We start from the raw sequence: 15,769 nt of genomic DNA on the forward strand, positions 1-15,769 counted from the left end.
TCATTCCCCACTCAGCCGTCCGGCCGAGTGCACGCCCGGCTGGTACTTCGGCAGCCGGGCGGTGATCTTCATGCCCGCGCCCACGGCGGTCTCGATGACGAGCCCGTAGTCGTCGCCGTAGACCTGGCGCAGCCGGTCGTCGACGTTGGACAGCCCGATGCCGCCCGAGGGACTGATCTCGCCGGCGAGGATGCGGCGCAGCAGGCCGGGATCCATTCCGGCGCCGTCGTCCTCGATGACGACCAGGGCCTCGGCCCCTGCGTCCTGTGCGGTGATGCTGATGTGGCTCTTGCCCACGGGCGCCGCCTTGCCCTCCAGTCCGTGTTTGACGGCGTTCTCGACGAGCGGCTGCAGGCACAGGAAGGGCAGGGCGACCGGCAGCACCTCGGGGGCGATCTGCAGGGTGACGGAGAGGCGGTCGCCGAAGCGTGCCCGCACGAGCGCCAAGTAGTGGTCGATGGCGTGGAGTTCGTCCGCGAGGGTGGTGAAGTCGCCGTGCCTTCGGAACGAGTAGCGGGTGAAGTCGGCGAATTCCAGAAGGAGTTCGCGGGCCCGCTCGGGGTCGGTACGCACGAACGAGGCGATCACGGCGAGCGAGTTGAAGATGAAGTGCGGGGATATCTGGGCCCGAAGTGCCTTGATCTCGGCCTCGATCAGGCGGGTGCGGGACTGGTCGAGGTCGGCCAGTTCGAGTTGGACGCTCACCCAGCGGGCGACCTCCCCGGCGGCGCGGACGAGGACGGCGGACTCACGCGGGGCGCAGGCGACGAGGGCGCCGTGCACGCGGTCGTCGAGGGTGAGCGGGGCGACGACCGCCCAGCGCACCGGGCAGTCCGGGGTGTCGCAGCTGAGCCGGAATGCCTCGCCGCGGCCGGTCTGCAGCGGCCCGGCGAGGCGTTCCATGATCTCGGTGCGGTGGTGGCCGCCCACGCCGTCCCAGACCAGGACCTCCTTCCGGTCCGTCAGGCACAGGGCGTCCGTGCCGAGGAGGGTGCGGAGTCTGCGGGCGGACTTGCGGGCGGTCTCCTCCGTCAGGCCCGCCCGCAGCGGCGGCGCGGCGAGCGATGCCGTGTGCAGGGTCTCGAAGGTGGCGTGCTCTACGGGGGTGCCGAGGCCCCCGAGGCTCTCCGGGCGGGCCGTGCGTCTGCCGACCCAGAATCCGGCGGCCAGCAGGGGGAGGACGGCCACGCACAGACCGGCGAGGAATCCGCTCATGCCTTCGCCTCCGCCCGCAGCGCCTCCGGCAGATGGAAGCGCGCCAGAATCGCCTCCGTTCCGCTCGGCACCCGCCCGGGGGTGGCCAGGGACACCAGCACCATGGTGAGGAAGCCCAGCGGCACCGACCAGAGGGCGGGCCAGGCGAGCAGCGCGTGCAGCGTGCCGGTGCCCGGGAGGCCCGCCATGGTCACGGCCACGGCCACGAACGCGGAGCCGCCGCCGATCAGCATCCCGGCGGCCGCGCCCGGCGGGGTCAGCCGGCGCCACCAGATGCCGAGGACGAGCAGTGGGCAGAAGGACGAGGCGGACACGGCGAAGGCGAGCCCGACCGCGTCGGCGACCGGCAGCCCTCCCACGATGGCACTGGCGGCGAGCGGTACGGCCATCGACAGCACCGTGCCGAGCCTGAAGTGCCGTACACCGCGCGTGGGCAGGACGTCCTGGGTGAGCACACCGGCCACGGCCAGGGTCAGCCCGGACGCCGTGGACAGGAACGCGGCGAAGGCGCCGCCCGCCACCAGCGCGCCGAGCAGGTCGCCGCCGAGGCCGCCGATCATGCGGTCGGGCAGCAGCAGGACGGCGGCGTCCGCGTCACCGGTGAGGGTGAGTTCGGGGGTGTAGAGCCGGCCGAGGGCGCCGTAGAGGGGCGGCAGGAGGTAGAAGGCGCCGATCAGGCCGAGCACGGCGACCGTGGTGCGGCGGGCGGCGACGCCGTGCGGGCTGGTGTAGAAGCGGACGACGACGTGCGGCAGGCCCATGGTGCCGAGGAAGGTGGCGAGGATCAGCCCGTAGGTGGCGTACAGCGGGCGTTCCTCGCGGCCCGTCTCCAGGGAGGTCGACATGCCGCCGTTGGTGCCCCGGTCGGGCGTCGGGACGGGGGCGCCCTCGGCGAAGGTCAGCCGGGCGCCGGCCTCGATGCGGTGGGTGCCGGCGGGGAGGCGGATCCGCTGCCTGTCATGGGAGCGGCCGTCGATCGTGCCGCTCGCCGTCACGGTGAGCGGGCGGTCAAGGGTCAGGTCGAGTCCGTCGTCGACGCGTACGACGCGCTGCTCGCGGAAGGCCGCCGGCTCCTCGAAGGCATGGCTGGGTGCCCCGTCGCCCTGCCATGCGAGGACCAGGAACAGCGCGGGGACGAGCAGCGCGGTGAGCTTGAGCCAGTACTGGAAGGCCTGGACGAAGGTGATGCTGCGCATGCCGCCCGCGGCGACGGTCGCGACCACGACGATGGCCACGATCAGTCCGCCGAGCGACGGCGGCGCACCGGTCAGCACCGTCAACGTCAGCCCGGCGCCCTGGAGTTGGGGCAGCAGATACAGCCAGCCGACACCGACGACGAACGCCCCGGCCAGCCGTCGTACGGCATACGAGGCCAGCCGGGCCTCGGCGAAGTCGGGCAGCGTGTAGGCGCCGGAGCGGCGCAGCGGGGCGGCGACGAACAGGAGGAGGACCAGATAGCCGGCCGTGTAGCCGACGGGGTACCAGAGCATGTCGGGGCCCTGGACCAGGACCAGGCCGGCGATGCCCAGGAAGGAGGCGGCGGAGAGGTATTCGCCGCTGATGGCGGCCGCGTTGAGGCGGGGCCCGACGGTGCGGGAGGCCACGTAGAAGTCGGAGGTGGTGCGGGAGATGCGCAGGCCGAACGCGCCGACGAGGACGGTCGCCACGACGACGAGGGCGACGGCGGGGACTGCGTAGCTGGAATTCATCGGTCCTCGTTCACCGGTCCTCGTTCACCGGTCCTCGACGAGGCGCACGAAGTCCCGTTCGTTGCGCTCGGCGCGCCGTACGTACCACAGGGCGAGCAGGACCAGCGGGGGGTAGAGACAGAAGCCCAGGACCAGCCATTGCAGGCGGCGGGCGTCCGGCATGGCGGCGAACACCAGCGGCAGCGGGCCGATCAGCAGGCCGAGGAAGGCGAACACGGCGAGCGCGGCGCGGAGCTGGCTGCGCATCAGGGAGCGGACATAGGTGTGGCCGAGGGTGGTCTGCTCGTCGATCTCGGTGCGCGGCCGGTAGTAGCCGGAGGCCCGGCGGGTGCGGCGGGGCGGGCCGGTGACGACGACGCGCCGCTCGGCGGGGTCCTGGCCGGGCACGGTCAGGGCCTCCTCATCAGCAGGTCCCGCAGTTCGCGCGTGTGGCGGCGGCTGACCTGGAGTTCCTCCCCGCCGACCAGGACGCTCACCGTGCCCGCGTCCAGGCGGAGTTCGCCGACGTGGCGCAGGGCGACGAGGTGGCGGCGGTGGATTCGGACGAAGCCGCGGGAGCGCCAGCGCTCCTCCAGGGTGGACAGCGGGATCCGTACGAGGTGGCTGCCCCGGTCGGTGTGCAGGCGGGCGTAGTCGCCCCGGGCCTCGACGTGGGTGATGTCGCCGACGGCGACGAAGCGGGTCACACCGCCGAGTTCGACCGGTATGTGGTCGGGGTCGGGTTCGTGCACGGGGATGCGCGGGGCGGCGGTGCCGGTGAGTTCGGCGGCCCGGCGGACCGCCTCCGCCAGGCGTTCCCTGCGGACCGGCTTGAGCACGTAGTCGACGGCCTTGAGGTCGAAGGCCTGCACGGCGAAGTCCTCGTGGGCGGTGACGAACACGACCAGCGGCGGCTTCGCGAACCCGGTCAGCAGCCGGGCGAGGTCGAGGCCGTCGAGGCCGGGCATGTGGATGTCGAGGAAGACGACGTCGATCTCCTCGGGCCCGCCGGGACCGGACTCCAGCGCCCGGTTGATGCGGCGCAGCGCCTCGGTGGCGTCGCCGGCGCCCTCCGCGCTGCCGATGCGGGGATCGGCGTTCAGGAGATAGAGCAGTTCCTCCAGCGAGGGGCGTTCGTCGTCGACGGCGAGGGCGCGCAGCATGAACCCGGAGTGTAGGTGGAATCAGTACGCCAGGACATGTGCCGGGCGTGGACGTTCCTGCTGGATACAGTGCCGGCATGAACAGCAGGCCCGCGCCGTTCGACCAGACCGACCGGAAGATCATCAACGCGCTCATGGTCAACGCCAGGACGAGCTTCGCCGAGATCGGTGCGGCCGTCGGGCTGTCCTCCACGGCCGTCAAGCGGCGCGTGGACCGGCTGCGCGAGACAGGCGTGATCACCGGGTTCACGGCCACGGTGGAGCCGTCTGCGCTCGGCTGGCGCACGGAGGCGTACGTCGAGGTGTTCTGCGAGGGCGCGGCTCCGCCGCGGCGGCTCGCGGAGGTGGTCCGCAACCATCCGGAGATCACGGCGGCGATGACGGTGACCGGGGGCGCGGACGCGCTGCTGCATGTGCGGGCGCGGGACGTGGACCACTTCGAGGAGGTCCTGGAGCGGATCCGCGTCGAGCCCTTCATCCGGAAAACGATCAGTGTGATGGTGTTGTCCCATCTGCTCCCGGAAAGCCCGGAGGCGGGCGCCACCCAGCCCGCTCCCGAATAAACGTCCGGATGCGCAGCACAGCTGCGTTCAACCGGCCTAAGACGCAGCATTCCTGCGCAGACACGCAATTCCTGTCGCTTGTCGCGCGTCTCCGTCACTTCCTACCTTGGTGTCAACCCTCAGTCGACACCCCAGGAAGCGGAGGAACCCCTCTGTGTCCGACTCCCGTGTGCCGCGTCGGCGGCGCTTCCTCGTCTGCGAACCCAGACATTTCGCCGTGCAGTACGCGATCAACCCGTGGATGCAACCCGACGCCCAGGTCGACGTCGATCTGGCCCATCAGCAGTGGCAGGCGCTGATCGGCGCCTACCGGGCCCACGGCCACAGCGTGGACAACGTGGAGCCCGCCCCCGGCCTCCCGGACATGGTCTTCGCCGCGAACTCGGCGGTCGTCGTCGGCGGCCGCGTCTTCGGCTCGCTCTTCCATGCGCCGGAGCGGCGCCCGGAGTCCACGTTCTACGACATGTGGTTCAAGACTGCCGGCTTCGACGTCCACCGGCCCGAGTCCGTCTGCGAGGGTGAGGGCGACCTGGTCTGGACGGGTCGCTACGTCCTGGCCGGCACAGGCTTCCGTACGACCCGCGAAGCGCACCGCGAGGTGCAGGAGTTCTTCGGCCACCCGGTGATCAGCCTGACCCTGGTGGACCCGCGCTTCTACCACCTGGACACGGCGCTGTTCGTCCTCGACGACTCCGTCGACGGCAACAACATCTCCTACTACCCGGAGGCGTTCTCGCCGGGCAGCCGGGAGGTGCTCGCGCGGCTGTATCCGAACGCCGTGCTCGCCACCGCCGAGGACGCGATGTCCTTCGGCCTCAACTCCGTCTCCGACGGCCGCCACGTCTTCATCGCGCCCCAGGCCGAGGCGCTCACCTCCGCCCTCACCGACCGCGGCTACGTCCCCGTCCCCGTCGACCTGTCCGAGTTCCGCAAGGCGGGCGGGGGCATCAAGTGCTGCACTCAGGAGATCCGTTCATGACCGCTCCCGTCACCACGCGTACGTCCGCCGAGCTGATCCGCGCCGAGGAACCGGTCCTGGCGCACAACTACCACCCGCTGCCGGTGGTGGTCGCCGGCGCCGAGGGCGCCTGGGTCCAGGACGTCGAGGGCCGCCGCTACCTCGACATGCTGGCGGGCTACTCGGCCCTCAACTTCGGTCACCGCCACCCGGCCCTGATCGAGGCTGCCCACCACCAGCTGGACCGCCTGACCCTCACCTCGCGCGCCTTCCACAACGACAGGCTCGCCGAATTCGCCGAGCGGCTGGCCGGGCTGACCGGCCTGGACATGGTGCTGCCCATGAACACGGGCGCCGAGGCGGTGGAGAGCGCCATCAAGGTGGCCCGCAAGTGGGCGTACGAGGTCAAGGGCGTCCCCGCCGACCGGGCGACGATCGTGGTCGCCGCGGAGAACTTCCACGGACGTACGACGACGATCGTCAGCTTCTCGACGGACGAGACGGCACGGGCGGGCTTCGGCCCCTTCACCCCGGGCTTCCGGATCGTGCCGTACAACGACCTGGCGGCGCTGGAGGCGGCGGTCGACGAGACGACGGCCGCCGTGCTCATCGAGCCCATTCAGGGCGAGGCGGGTGTCGTCATCCCCGACGACGGCTATCTGTCCGGCGTGCGGGAGCTGACCCGCCGCAAGGGCTGCCTGTTCGTCGCGGACGAGATCCAGTCCGGGCTCGGCCGTACGGGCCGCACCCTCGCCGTCGAGCACGAGTCGGTCGTCCCCGACGTGCTGCTGCTGGGCAAGGCGCTGGGCGGCGGCATCGTCCCGGTCTCCGCGGTGGTCGCCCGCCGGGACGTGCTCGGCGTGCTGCGGCCGGGCGAGCACGGCTCGACGTTCGGCGGCAACCCGCTGGCGGCCGCGGTCGGCACGGCCGTCGTGGAACTGCTGGAGACGGGCGAGTACCAGCGCCGGGCGACCGAGCTGGGCGTCGTCCTGCGCGGCGGCCTGTCCGGCCTGGTCGGCAAGGGCGTGACCGGCTTCCGCGCGCGTGGCCTGTGGGCGGGCGTCGACATCGACCCGTCGATCGGAACGGGGCGCGAGATCGGCGAGCGGCTCCTTCGGGAGGGTGTCCTCGTCAAGGACACCCACGGCTCCACGATCCGGCTGGCGCCACCGCTGACGATCACCGGGGAGGAGCTCGGGTCGGCGCTGGGAGCACTGGAGCATGTTCTGGGTTCGTGACCCCGGTGGGGAGTAGGGGGCGGCCGGACGCCGCCCCCTACTCCCCACGGATCCCCCCACCCGGCGCCCGTAGGGTGAAGACTGAGTCAAGAGGTGGTAGACCACTCTCAGCGACAGAGAGGTCGGCCGTGGGCACTCACGAGGAGCAGGACGTCGCCCGGCAGCGGTTCGACGTGGCCGATGCCGTGCCCTTGTTGCTCGACGCACGGGGCGTGGTGATCAGCTGGACGCAGGACGCCCAGCGGCTGCTGAGGTACGCGGCTGCCGAGGTGGTGGGAACCGGGGTCAGCGGGCTGCTGCACGACGAGGACGCCGTGCGGCTGCCCGAGCTGGCCGAGCGGTGCCGCAGGGACGGCGGCTGGGCGGGGCTGCTGACCGCGCGCCGCAAGGGCGGCGAGCAGGTCAAGGTCATGGTGCGGGTCACCCCGGCGTCGGAGCCGGGAGGCGCGCAGCGCTGGCTGGTGCTGCTGTGCGACATGGCCGGGGCGCCGGGCTGGGACATGAGCCGCTCGGTGCTGGAGCAGATGGTCACGGGATCACCCGTCGGCATAGCGATCGTGGACGCGAACCTGCGCTGTGTGTGGTCGAACGTGGCCCTGGAGCAGTTCGGCGGCGGCCCCGCCGGTGAGCGGCTGGGGCGGCGGATGGCGGAGATCCAGCCCGGCCTGGACGCCGAGGCCATCGACGCGCAGATGCGGCACGTACTGGAGACCGGCGAGCCGGTGTTCGGATACGAGCAGGTGGGCCAGGTGCGCTCGGCGCCGCACCGGGAGACGGCGCACATGCTGTCGTTCACCCGCCTTGAGGACGACCACGGCCACCCGATGGGCGTGTACTACACGGTCGTCGACATCACCGAGCGCCACCGCGCCCGGCAGCGGCTGGCCCTGCTCGACCGGGCCGGCGAACGCATCGGCCGCACCCTCGACATCGTGCGGACCGCGCAGGAGCTGGCAGATGTCGCCGTGCCGGACTGCGCCGACTTCGTCTCCGTGGACCTGCTGGAGTCCGTGCTGCGGGGCGCGGAGCTCGCGCCCGGGCCGCTGAGTGCCACGGCCCCGGTGCCGTTGCGCCGCGCCGGGCAGCAGTCGGTGAACCCGGGGGTCCCGGAGGCCGCCGCCCAGATCGGCGAGGCGGCCACGTATCTTCCCGGATCGCCCCCGATCCGCTGTCTCGCCTCGGGCAGTTCCTGGCGCGAGGAGCGGCTCGATCCGCTCGCCAAGGCGTGGGCCGCGGACAGGTTCGGTGGCCGGGAGGCGACCTTCCTGGAGCTGGGGCTGCACAGCGTGATGATCGTGCCGATCCTGGCGCGGGGCGTCACGCTGGGCGTCACCACCTTCTTCCGGCGCGGACGTCAGGAGCCGTTCGACGAGGACGATCTGAGTCTGGCCGAGGACCTCGTGTCCAGGGCTGCGGTCTGCGTGGACAACGCCCGCCGCTACACCCGCGAGCGCAACGCCGCGCTGGTGCTGCAGCGCAGCCTGCTGCCCCGCCGGCTGCCCGTGCAGAACGCGGTGGAGGTGGCCGCCTGCTACCGGCCGGCCGACGAGCTGACCGGCCTCGGCGGCGACTGGTACGACATCATTCCGCTGTCCGGCGCGCGCGTCGCCCTGGTCGTGGGCGAGGTCCCGGGCCACGGCATCGCCGCCGCCGCGGCCATGGGCCGCCTCCGTACCGCCGTACGCACCCTCGCGGCGCTCGATCTGCCGCCCGAGGAGGTGCTCGCGCACCTCGACGACCTGGTGGCGCGGACGGCCCGCGAGGAGGGCTCCGAGCCGGACGCGCCGGAGGACGCGGGCATCCAGGTCGCCGGTTCGGGTTGTGTGTACGTCATCTACGACCCCGTCGACGGGCAGTGCACGATGGCCGCCGCGGGCCATCCCGCGCCCGCCGTCGTGATGCCCGACGGGAGTGTCACCTTCGTGGACCTTCCGCAGGGGCCGCCACTCGGCGCCGGCGGCCCGCCCTTCGAGGCGGTGGAGCTGGCCCTCGCGGCGGGCAGCACGCTCGCCCTGCACACCGACGGGCTGCTGGCCCGTGAGGACCACGACTGGAGCGTGGACGCGGACCGCGAGCGGCTGCGGCGCGCCCTGGAGCAGGTCGAGCCCTCGCTCGACCTGCGCTGCCGGGCCGTGGTTGACGCGCTGATGCCGGCCCGCCCGCACGACGACGTGGCCCTGCTGATGGCCCACACCCGGCTGCTGGGCGCGGACCAGGTCGCGGACTGGGATCTGCCCGCGGATCCCGCGGTCGTCGCCGACGCCCGCAAGGAGGCCGCCCGGCAGCTGGCCGAGTGGGACCTGGAGGACTTCGTCTTCACCACCGAGCTCGTGGTCAGCGAGCTGGTCACCAACGCCATCCGGTACGCCGAGGGCCCCATCCGGCTGCGCCTGATCAGGGAACGGGCGCTGATCTGCGAGGTCTCCGACGGCGGTGCCACCGCACCGCATCTGCGCCATCCGCGCACCACGGACGAGGGCGGCCGCGGACTGTTCCTGGTATCCCAGTTCACCCAGCGCTGGGGTACCCGTTTCGTACCCGAGGGAAAGGTCATCTGGGCCGAGCAGTCCCTGGAGGATGCTCCGGCCTGATCCAGGGGACCCGCCCGAACATCACATGAGGTGGGCAAACAGCGAGGAACCCGGCAGTGAGGCGGTGGCCATGAACGATGCGGCGATCGACTACGCGGGGGTGTTCCAGTGCCTGCCGGGGATGGTGGCGCTGCTGACGCCCGAGCTGGTGTACGCGGACGCCAACGAGGAGTTCCTGCGGTCGTCCGGACGCAGCCGCGAGCAGGTGGTCGGCCGCCATCTGTTCGACGTCTTCCCGGACAACCCACACGACTCGGAGGCATCCGGTATGCGCAATCTGTCGGCCTCGCTGGAGCGGGTGCTGAAGACCGGCGAGCGCGACACCATGGCCCTGCAGCGCTACGACGTGGAGAGCTCCGAGCGGCCCGGGGTGTGGGACGAGCGCTACTGGAGCCCGGTCAACGCGCCGGTGCTCGGCCCGGAGGGGAAGGTGGTGCTACTGGTGCACCGCGTCGAGGAGGTCACCGAGCTGATCAGGGCGCGCGGCGGCACGAGCGGCAACCGGGGCCGGGTGCTGGAGGCGGAGCTGTACACCCGCGCGCGCGAACTGCAGGAACTCAACGAGCGGCTGCGGCGGGCCCATGCCCGCGAGCGCGAGGTGGCCCTCGCGCTGCAGGAGGCGATGCTGCCCGCCCACCGGCAGGCCGGCCACCACCACGCGGCCGTGCGCTACCGGCCCGCCGTCGGCGCGCTCAACGTGTGCGGGGACTGGTACGACCTCGTCGACCTGGTGGGCGGCAACCGCATCAGCGTGGCGGTGGGCGACGTGGTCGGGCACGGCCTCTCGGCCGCGTGCGCCATGGGCCAGCTGCGCAGCGCCCTGAGCGCCGCCTCCCGCGTCGCCGACGGCCCGGCCCGGGCGCTCGGCGTGCTGGACCGGTACGCGCACGTGGTCGACGGTGCCGAGTCGGCGACCGCCGTCACGACGTTCATCGACTTCGACGAACGGACCGTCACCTACAGCAGCGCCGGGCACCCGCCGCCCGTCCTCGTCCATGCCGACGGCCGGGTCGAGTTCCTCGACCAGGCCACCGACCCGCCGCTCGACGCCTGCGCCGGTCCGGCCCCCAGACCCCAGGCCCGCTCGGAATACGCGGCGGGTGCCGTGCTGGTCCTGTACACCGACGGCCTGATCGAACGCAGACGCGAGGACATCGACACCGGCCTGGCCCGCCTGGCCGACGCCCTCGGCCGGCACCGCGCGGCGGGTCCGGAGGCCCTCGCGGACGCCGTGCTCCTGGAGCTGCTGCCGCCGGGGGGCGCCACCGACGACACCGCCCTGGTCATCGTGCAGCTGTGACCGGGCGGAACCGAGCAGCACCGGGCAGAGGAGGCGGCGCATGCGCAAGGGCCGGGCGCCCGCCAGCAGTTGAGCGTGATCGCGCCATGATGCGTCATCCGGTTGCTGCCTACCGCCCGGTAACTGGAGGCTGGTGCCGCAGTTGTCCCCCCGCGCGCGACGCGGCATCCCGCAGTGTTCCGGCGAACTGCGCCTGCACATACACTGGCAGCCCCACGACACGCCGGTTGACCTGCTGGAACGCGGCGGCACAGGCGATCCGCCGGAGTGAGGAGCGACCGCTTTGTTCTACTACGTGCTCAAATACGTGTTGTTGGGACCACTGCTGAGACTGGTCTTCCGGCCTCGTATCGAAGGCCTCGAACACGTACCGGCAACGGGTCCGGCCATCGTCGCGGGCAACCATCTGTCGTTCTCGGACCACTTCCTGATGCCGGCGATCCTCAAGCGCCGCATCACCTTCCTCGCGAAGAAGGAGTACTTCACGGGGCCCGGCATCAAGGGCCGCCTCACCGCGGCCTTCTTCCGCAGCGCCGGGCAGATCCCGGTGGACCGCACCGGCAAGGAGGCGGGCCAGGCCGCGATCCGCGAGGGCCTCGGCGTGCTGCGCAAGGACGAGCTGCTCGGCATCTACCCGGAGGGCACCCGCTCGCACGACGGCCGCCTCTACAAGGGCAAGGTCGGCGTCGCCGTGATGGCGCTGAAGGCGCAGGTCCCGGTGATTCCCTGCGCGATGATCGGCACCTTCGAGGCGCAGCCCCCCGGCAAGGTCATCCCGAACATCCACCCCGTCGTCATCCGCTTCGGCAAGCCCCTCGACTTCTCCCGCTACGCCGGCATGGAGAGCGAGAAGGCGATCCTGCGGGCCATCACCGACGAGATCATGTACGCGATTCTGAAGCTGTCCGAGCAGGAGTACATCGACGAGTACGCCGCCGTCGTCAAGGCGCAGCAGGCGGAGCAGGAGCGCGCGAAGGAGCGCCGGTTCCCGCGGATGCCGCTCAGATAGCGCGAGTCACGCAATGGGTGAGGGGCGGCCGGAGTGTTCCGGCCGCCCCTCACTTTCGTTCAACTGCCGGTTACGGCTTGGGCGTTGCGTGCGGGGTGCACGTCACGTCCTTGGTGTCCAGCTTGCCGGTGAGCAGGTAGGTGTCGACCCGCTGGTTGATGCACGGGTTGACGAGACCGGTCACACCGTGCGAGCCCGCGTCCTTCTCGGTGATCAGGCGGGAGCCCTTGAAGCGCTTGTGCAGTTCGACGGCGCCGCCGTAAGGGGTGGCGGCGTCACGCGTGGACTGCACGATCATGACCTGCGGCAGACCCTTGTGCGTCTTGACGTCCACGGGGCTCTGCTGCTTGACCGGCCAGGTGGCGCACGGCAGGTTCAGCCAGGCGTTGGCCCAGGTCATGAACGGGTACTTCTTGTTGAGCTCGGTGTTGTCGCGGTCCCACTTCTTCCAGCTGGTGGGCCACTTGACGTCGGTGCACTCGACGGCCGTGTAGACGGCGTTGCCGTTCTCCGCGGTGATGTTGCCCGCGGTGTCCGACAGGTCCGGGGCGGCGGCGTCGACCAGCGCCTGGGTGTCACCGGCGGCGTACTTGCTGAAGACCGTCGCGACCGGCACCCACGAGGAGTCGTAGTACGGCGCGCTCTGGAAGAAGCTGATCAGCTCGGCCGGGCCGACGACCCCGCCGATGGGGTTCTTCTTGGCGGTGGCGCGCAGTTCGAGCCACTTCGCCTGGACGGCGGCGCGGGTGGTGCCGAGGTGGAAGGCGGCGTCGTTGGCGGCGACCCAGTCCTCCCAGTCCTTCCAGCGGCCCTCGAAGGCGACGTCCTGGTCCAGGTTGGCCTGGTACCAGATCTTCTCCCGCGAGGGGTTGACCACGCTGTCCACGATCATGCGGCGCAGGTGGCCCGGGAACATGGTGCCGTAGACGGCTCCGATGTAGGTGCCGTAGGAGACGCCCAGGTAGTTGAGCTTCTTCTCGCCGAGCGCGGCACGGATCACGTCCAGGTCGCGCACGGTGTTGGGCGTGGTCATCTGCGCGAGCATCGCCTTGCCGCTGCGCTCGGCGCACCCATCGGCGTACTCGCGGGCCAGCTTGCGCTGGGCCAGCTTGTCGGCCTCGGAATCCGGCACCGGGTCGGCCTTGGGCGCCTTCACGAACTCCTGCGGGTCGATGCAGGAGATGGGCGCGGAGTGGCCCACGCCGCGCGGGTCGAAGCCCACGAAGTCGTACGCCTTGGCCGTGTTGGCCCAGATCGGGTTCTTGGTGGTGACCCGGGTCGGGAAGCGCATGCCGGAGGCGCCGGGGCCGCCGGGGTTGTAGACGAGAGCGCCCTGACGCTCCGCCGGCGTCCCGGTGCTGCCGATGCGGTCGACGGCGAGCTTGATCTGCTTGCCGTACGGCTTGGCGTAGTCGAGCGGGACGCTGACCCAGCCGCACTGGATGGGCTTGGCGAACCCCCAGTCGGCGGGGCAGTCCTGCCAGTCGATGCCGACCGCGGCGGCCCGCTGGGCGGCGATGGCCTCTCCGCGGGCCTCGCGGTCCTGTCCGTGCCGCAAGCCGGAGCTAGCGCTGGCACTCGGCGCCGCGACGGCGCCGGCTATGAGTGTGGCCGTGACGAGCGCTCCGGCCGAGCCGAGCGCCGCAACCCGCCTGTTCCGCCTGATATCACTCAAGTGGGACCTCCCCCTTCGTCCTTGCGATTGGTAGGAGGATCCTTTCGGCTGTGAAGTCTCCCAGGACAGGGAGTGTTGACCTTCTTTACCAATCCGATAAACGGAGATGCCTGTCCCGCTCAGCGGTCATCCGAGGCCGGCGAGTGCCTCGTCCAGCACCCGTCGCAACCGCAGGGCGTCGCCGGCCACGGCGCTCACGAGCACGGCGGGCCCGGCGAGCGGCACGACCGTGGCCCCCTCGCCCAGCACCCGGGCCGCCACCGGCGCTGCCCCGAACTCCGGCCGTACGACGATGAGTTGCCCCACGGCCCGATGCCCGCCCAGCACGGCGGGACCGTCCCAGCCGCCCGGCGCTCCGGGCCCGCAGGCCAGTTCCTGGTCGAGCAGGGTCCGCCCCTGGACCCGCACGGCAAGACGACTGGTCAGCCGCCCGGGTTCCTCGCCGACCCGCCCGAGTACCTGTTCCTCGCGCAGCACGAGCCGCGCGTCGGCACCGAGCTCGGCTCGCGTCGTGACGTACAGATCGCTCCCCTTGGCGGAGATCAACTGCTCGGGCAGCCACACCAGTTCCGCCCCGTCGGCGACGTCGAGCCGCACGTCGTAGTGTGCCTCGCCCTTCGCCTGTCCGGGAAGCGCGATAGTGGCGGCGGCCGACCCTACACGCAGCCGCGCCCCGCTCTCCACCCTCGCCTCCACCGCGAACCGGTCCCCGCCGAGGGGCCCGCTCATCGCCCCGACGAGCATGACCCGTGCCTCGGCGCCACTCCCCCGCGTCCGCCGCAGCGCGAGCGGCCCGTCCCCCTCCAGCGTGGGCAGGGCCGTACCACCCCTGCCGTCGTCCCGGGCGACGATCCGAGCGGTCGCCCGTACTCCGCTCACGATCACGCCGCCCAGGCGGCGAGCCGCTGCCGCACCCAGTCGGCCACGTCCCGTACACCCGGCTCGGTCCGCAACGACTGGAGGACGACGGGCAGTTCGGCCCGCTGGGCCTTGGCGTCGGCCGCCATCCGCGCAAGGTCGGAGCCGACGTACGGCGCGAGGTCGGTCTTGTTGACGACGAGCAGGTCGGCCGTGGTCACCCCCGGCCCGCCCTTGCGCGGAATGTCGTCACCGCCCGCGACGTCGATCACGAAGATCTGCGCGTCGACGAGCCCCTTGGAGAAGGTCGCCGTGAGGTTGTCCCCGCCGGACTCGACCAGGATCAGATCCAGCGGCCCGACCTCGTCCTCCAGGTCCTCGACCGCTTCGAGGTTGGCGGAGATGTCGTCCCGGATCGCGGTGTGCGGACAGGCCCCCGTCTCCACGGCGGTGATCCGCTCAGGCGGCAGCACGGCTTCGCGCAGCAGGAATTCGGCGTCCTCGCGGGTGTAGATGTCGTTGGTGACGACAGCGAGGGACAGTTCGTCCCGCAGGGCCCGGCACAGCGCGGCGACGGTGGCGGTCTTGCCCGACCCGACGGGCCCACCGAGCCCGATCCGCAGCGCGCGACGCGAGCCGTCGGGGCGACGGGCGTCGGCGCTCACGGCGGAGGGGCCGTGGTGGCTGTGGGAGTGGTCGAGGTGCATGGATACGGCTCCTATACGTGTTTTTGCGGCGCCCTTTCAGCCGAGTCCGGGCACCCTCGGCACGTCCGGCGTTTGCGGACGCGGCCGTTCAGGCCGATGGAGGTCCGGGGGCGGAGCCCCCGATCACGAGGCGAACAACCGGACGCCCCAGGCGGCATGCAGCTCGGCGGAGATCTCCAGCAACGGCGCCGAAGCCGCGGGCAGTGCATCGACCCCCGCCTCGACGACGGCCCCCGCCGCCTCCACCGCCCGATCCGCGACGCGGTCCATCTCGGGCGCCAGTCGCGCGAGCACCCGCGTGGCGTCGAACGGATCAAGACTCAGCAACCGCACCGTGGCGCTCGCCGGCCCGCTCACACTCTCGTACGCCGCGCAGTAGGCCGCGTCCTCGGCCCCCAGCCCCGCCGCCCGAGCCGCAAGCCCCAACACCACCGGCTGATGGACCCCCTTGGTGAACTCCCTTGCCACGGCGTCCAGTTCGTCCGAGGGCCAGGTGGCCCGGGCGGCCCGCATCAGCTGCCGACCGAGCTTGCGCGCTGCGAGCCGCAGCGCGGGCGACGGCGTGCGGGCATCCGCGGCCGCATCGAGTTCCACGGGATCCGCACCGAGCGCGGCAGCGGCGGCCAGCGAGGCCGCGACCAGACCCGCTGTGTGCAACCGCCCCCGGCAGAAGCTCTCCAGGCTCGCGCCTGCGGTGATCCGTCCGGCCTTGACGGCCGCCTCGGCCCCGCCGGAGTGCGCGTGCCCTCCGGCGGGAAAGCGCCCGTCGGCCAGTACGAGAAGCGCTGCCCGCGACATCACGAC

14 protein-coding genes are annotated in these 15,769 nt (G+C 71.8%); 6 read left to right on the top strand and 8 right to left on the bottom strand.

The genetic code is table 11. From position 1 onward, the window contains the following. Genes OOK07_RS05325 through OOK07_RS05340 form a run of 4 tightly spaced genes read right to left on the bottom strand, consistent with a single transcriptional unit; the run spans position 1 to position 4,066 of the window. A complete protein-coding gene (locus OOK07_RS05325; RefSeq protein WP_266795240.1) occupies positions 1 to 1,215 on the bottom strand; it encodes a sensor histidine kinase in 1,215 nt (404 codons plus the stop codon). Next, on the bottom strand, positions 1,212 to 2,924 hold the full coding sequence (locus tag OOK07_RS05330; RefSeq protein ID WP_266795242.1) for a sodium/solute symporter: 1,713 nt from the start codon (positions 2,922 to 2,924) through the stop codon (positions 1,212 to 1,214). Before OOK07_RS05330 ends, OOK07_RS05325 begins: the two co-directional genes overlap by 4 nt. Before the next feature lie 24 nt (positions 2,925 to 2,948). Beyond that, positions 2,949 to 3,311, bottom strand: a complete 363-nt coding sequence (locus tag OOK07_RS05335; protein ID WP_266795243.1) for a hypothetical protein — start codon at positions 3,309 to 3,311, stop codon at positions 2,949 to 2,951. A gap of 2 nt (positions 3,312 to 3,313) precedes the next feature. Next, positions 3,314 to 4,066: a LytR/AlgR family response regulator transcription factor gene (locus OOK07_RS05340; protein ID WP_266795245.1), complete on the bottom strand. Its 753-nt coding sequence runs from the start codon at positions 4,064 to 4,066 to the stop codon at positions 3,314 to 3,316. A gap of 77 nt (positions 4,067 to 4,143) precedes the next feature. Here OOK07_RS05340 and OOK07_RS05345 point away from each other — a divergent pair, with 77 nt between their 5' ends. From OOK07_RS05345 to OOK07_RS05370, 6 genes are all read left to right on the top strand, one after another. Then, positions 4,144 to 4,629, top strand: coding sequence for an Lrp/AsnC family transcriptional regulator (locus tag OOK07_RS05345; RefSeq protein WP_266795246.1), 486 nt, complete (start codon positions 4,144 to 4,146; stop codon positions 4,627 to 4,629). 154 nt (positions 4,630 to 4,783) lie between these two features. Next, positions 4,784 to 5,608, top strand: coding sequence for a dimethylargininase (gene ddaH / locus OOK07_RS05350; protein ID WP_266795249.1), 825 nt, complete (start codon positions 4,784 to 4,786; stop codon positions 5,606 to 5,608). Then, positions 5,605 to 6,825 (top strand): ornithine--oxo-acid transaminase, encoded by a 1,221-nt coding sequence (gene rocD / locus OOK07_RS05355; RefSeq protein ID WP_266795251.1) that lies wholly within the window; start codon positions 5,605 to 5,607, stop codon positions 6,823 to 6,825. The genes ddaH and rocD overlap by 4 nt, the downstream gene beginning before the upstream one ends. Before the next feature lie 128 nt (positions 6,826 to 6,953). Further along, positions 6,954 to 9,416: a SpoIIE family protein phosphatase gene (locus OOK07_RS05360; protein ID WP_266795253.1), complete on the top strand. Its 2,463-nt coding sequence runs from the start codon at positions 6,954 to 6,956 to the stop codon at positions 9,414 to 9,416. Between the two features lie 70 nt (positions 9,417 to 9,486). Then, entirely contained in the window at positions 9,487 to 10,716 is a 1,230-nt protein-coding gene (locus tag OOK07_RS05365) for a PP2C family protein-serine/threonine phosphatase (RefSeq protein WP_266795254.1), read from the top strand. A 283-nt stretch (positions 10,717 to 10,999) separates the two neighbouring features. After that, positions 11,000 to 11,725, top strand: coding sequence for a lysophospholipid acyltransferase family protein (locus tag OOK07_RS05370; protein WP_266795255.1), 726 nt, complete (start codon positions 11,000 to 11,002; stop codon positions 11,723 to 11,725). A 70-nt stretch (positions 11,726 to 11,795) separates the two neighbouring features. Here the strand turns inward: OOK07_RS05370 and OOK07_RS05375 are convergent, their stop codons facing one another. The 4 genes from OOK07_RS05375 to OOK07_RS05390 all read right to left on the bottom strand — a co-directional run bounded on the left by OOK07_RS05375 (position 11,796) and on the right by OOK07_RS05390 (position 15,763). After that, positions 11,796 to 13,400, bottom strand: coding sequence for an alpha/beta hydrolase (locus OOK07_RS05375; protein WP_266795257.1), 1,605 nt, complete (start codon positions 13,398 to 13,400; stop codon positions 11,796 to 11,798). A gap of 126 nt (positions 13,401 to 13,526) precedes the next feature. After that, positions 13,527 to 14,294, bottom strand: a complete 768-nt coding sequence (locus OOK07_RS05380) for an urease accessory protein UreD (RefSeq protein WP_266801898.1) — start codon at positions 14,292 to 14,294, stop codon at positions 13,527 to 13,529. Then, positions 14,282 to 14,965: an urease accessory protein UreG gene (gene ureG, locus OOK07_RS05385; protein ID WP_266677433.1), complete on the bottom strand. Its 684-nt coding sequence runs from the start codon at positions 14,963 to 14,965 to the stop codon at positions 14,282 to 14,284. The genes OOK07_RS05380 and ureG overlap by 13 nt, the downstream gene beginning before the upstream one ends. 123 nt (positions 14,966 to 15,088) lie before the next feature. Further along, positions 15,089 to 15,763, bottom strand: a complete 675-nt coding sequence (locus tag OOK07_RS05390) for an urease accessory protein UreF (protein WP_266795259.1) — start codon at positions 15,761 to 15,763, stop codon at positions 15,089 to 15,091. Positions 15,764 to 15,769: the final 6 nt, after the last annotated feature.

Source organism: Streptomyces sp. NBC_00078, from assembly GCF_026343335.1.
GTDB lineage: Bacteria > Actinomycetota > Actinomycetes > Streptomycetales > Streptomycetaceae > Streptomyces.

Coding starts and splice junctions, on each gene's coding strand:
- OOK07_RS05325 (WP_266795240.1), bottom strand. CDS start 1,215: ATGAGCGGATTCCTCGCCGGTCTGTGCGTGGCCGTCCTCCCCCTGCTG.
- OOK07_RS05330 (WP_266795242.1), bottom strand. CDS start 2,924: ATGAATTCCAGCTACGCAGTCCCCGCCGTCGCCCTCGTCGTCGTGGCG.
- OOK07_RS05340 (WP_266795245.1), bottom strand. CDS start 4,066: ATGCTGCGCGCCCTCGCCGTCGACGACGAACGCCCCTCGCTGGAGGAA.
- OOK07_RS05345 (WP_266795246.1), top strand. CDS start 4,144: ATGAACAGCAGGCCCGCGCCGTTCGACCAGACCGACCGGAAGATCATC.
- rocD (WP_266795251.1), top strand. CDS start 5,605: ATGACCGCTCCCGTCACCACGCGTACGTCCGCCGAGCTGATCCGCGCC.
- OOK07_RS05365 (WP_266795254.1), top strand. CDS start 9,487: ATGAACGATGCGGCGATCGACTACGCGGGGGTGTTCCAGTGCCTGCCG.
- ureG (WP_266677433.1), bottom strand. CDS start 14,965: ATGCACCTCGACCACTCCCACAGCCACCACGGCCCCTCCGCCGTGAGC.
- OOK07_RS05390 (WP_266795259.1), bottom strand. CDS start 15,763: ATGTCGCGGGCAGCGCTTCTCGTACTGGCCGACGGGCGCTTTCCCGCC.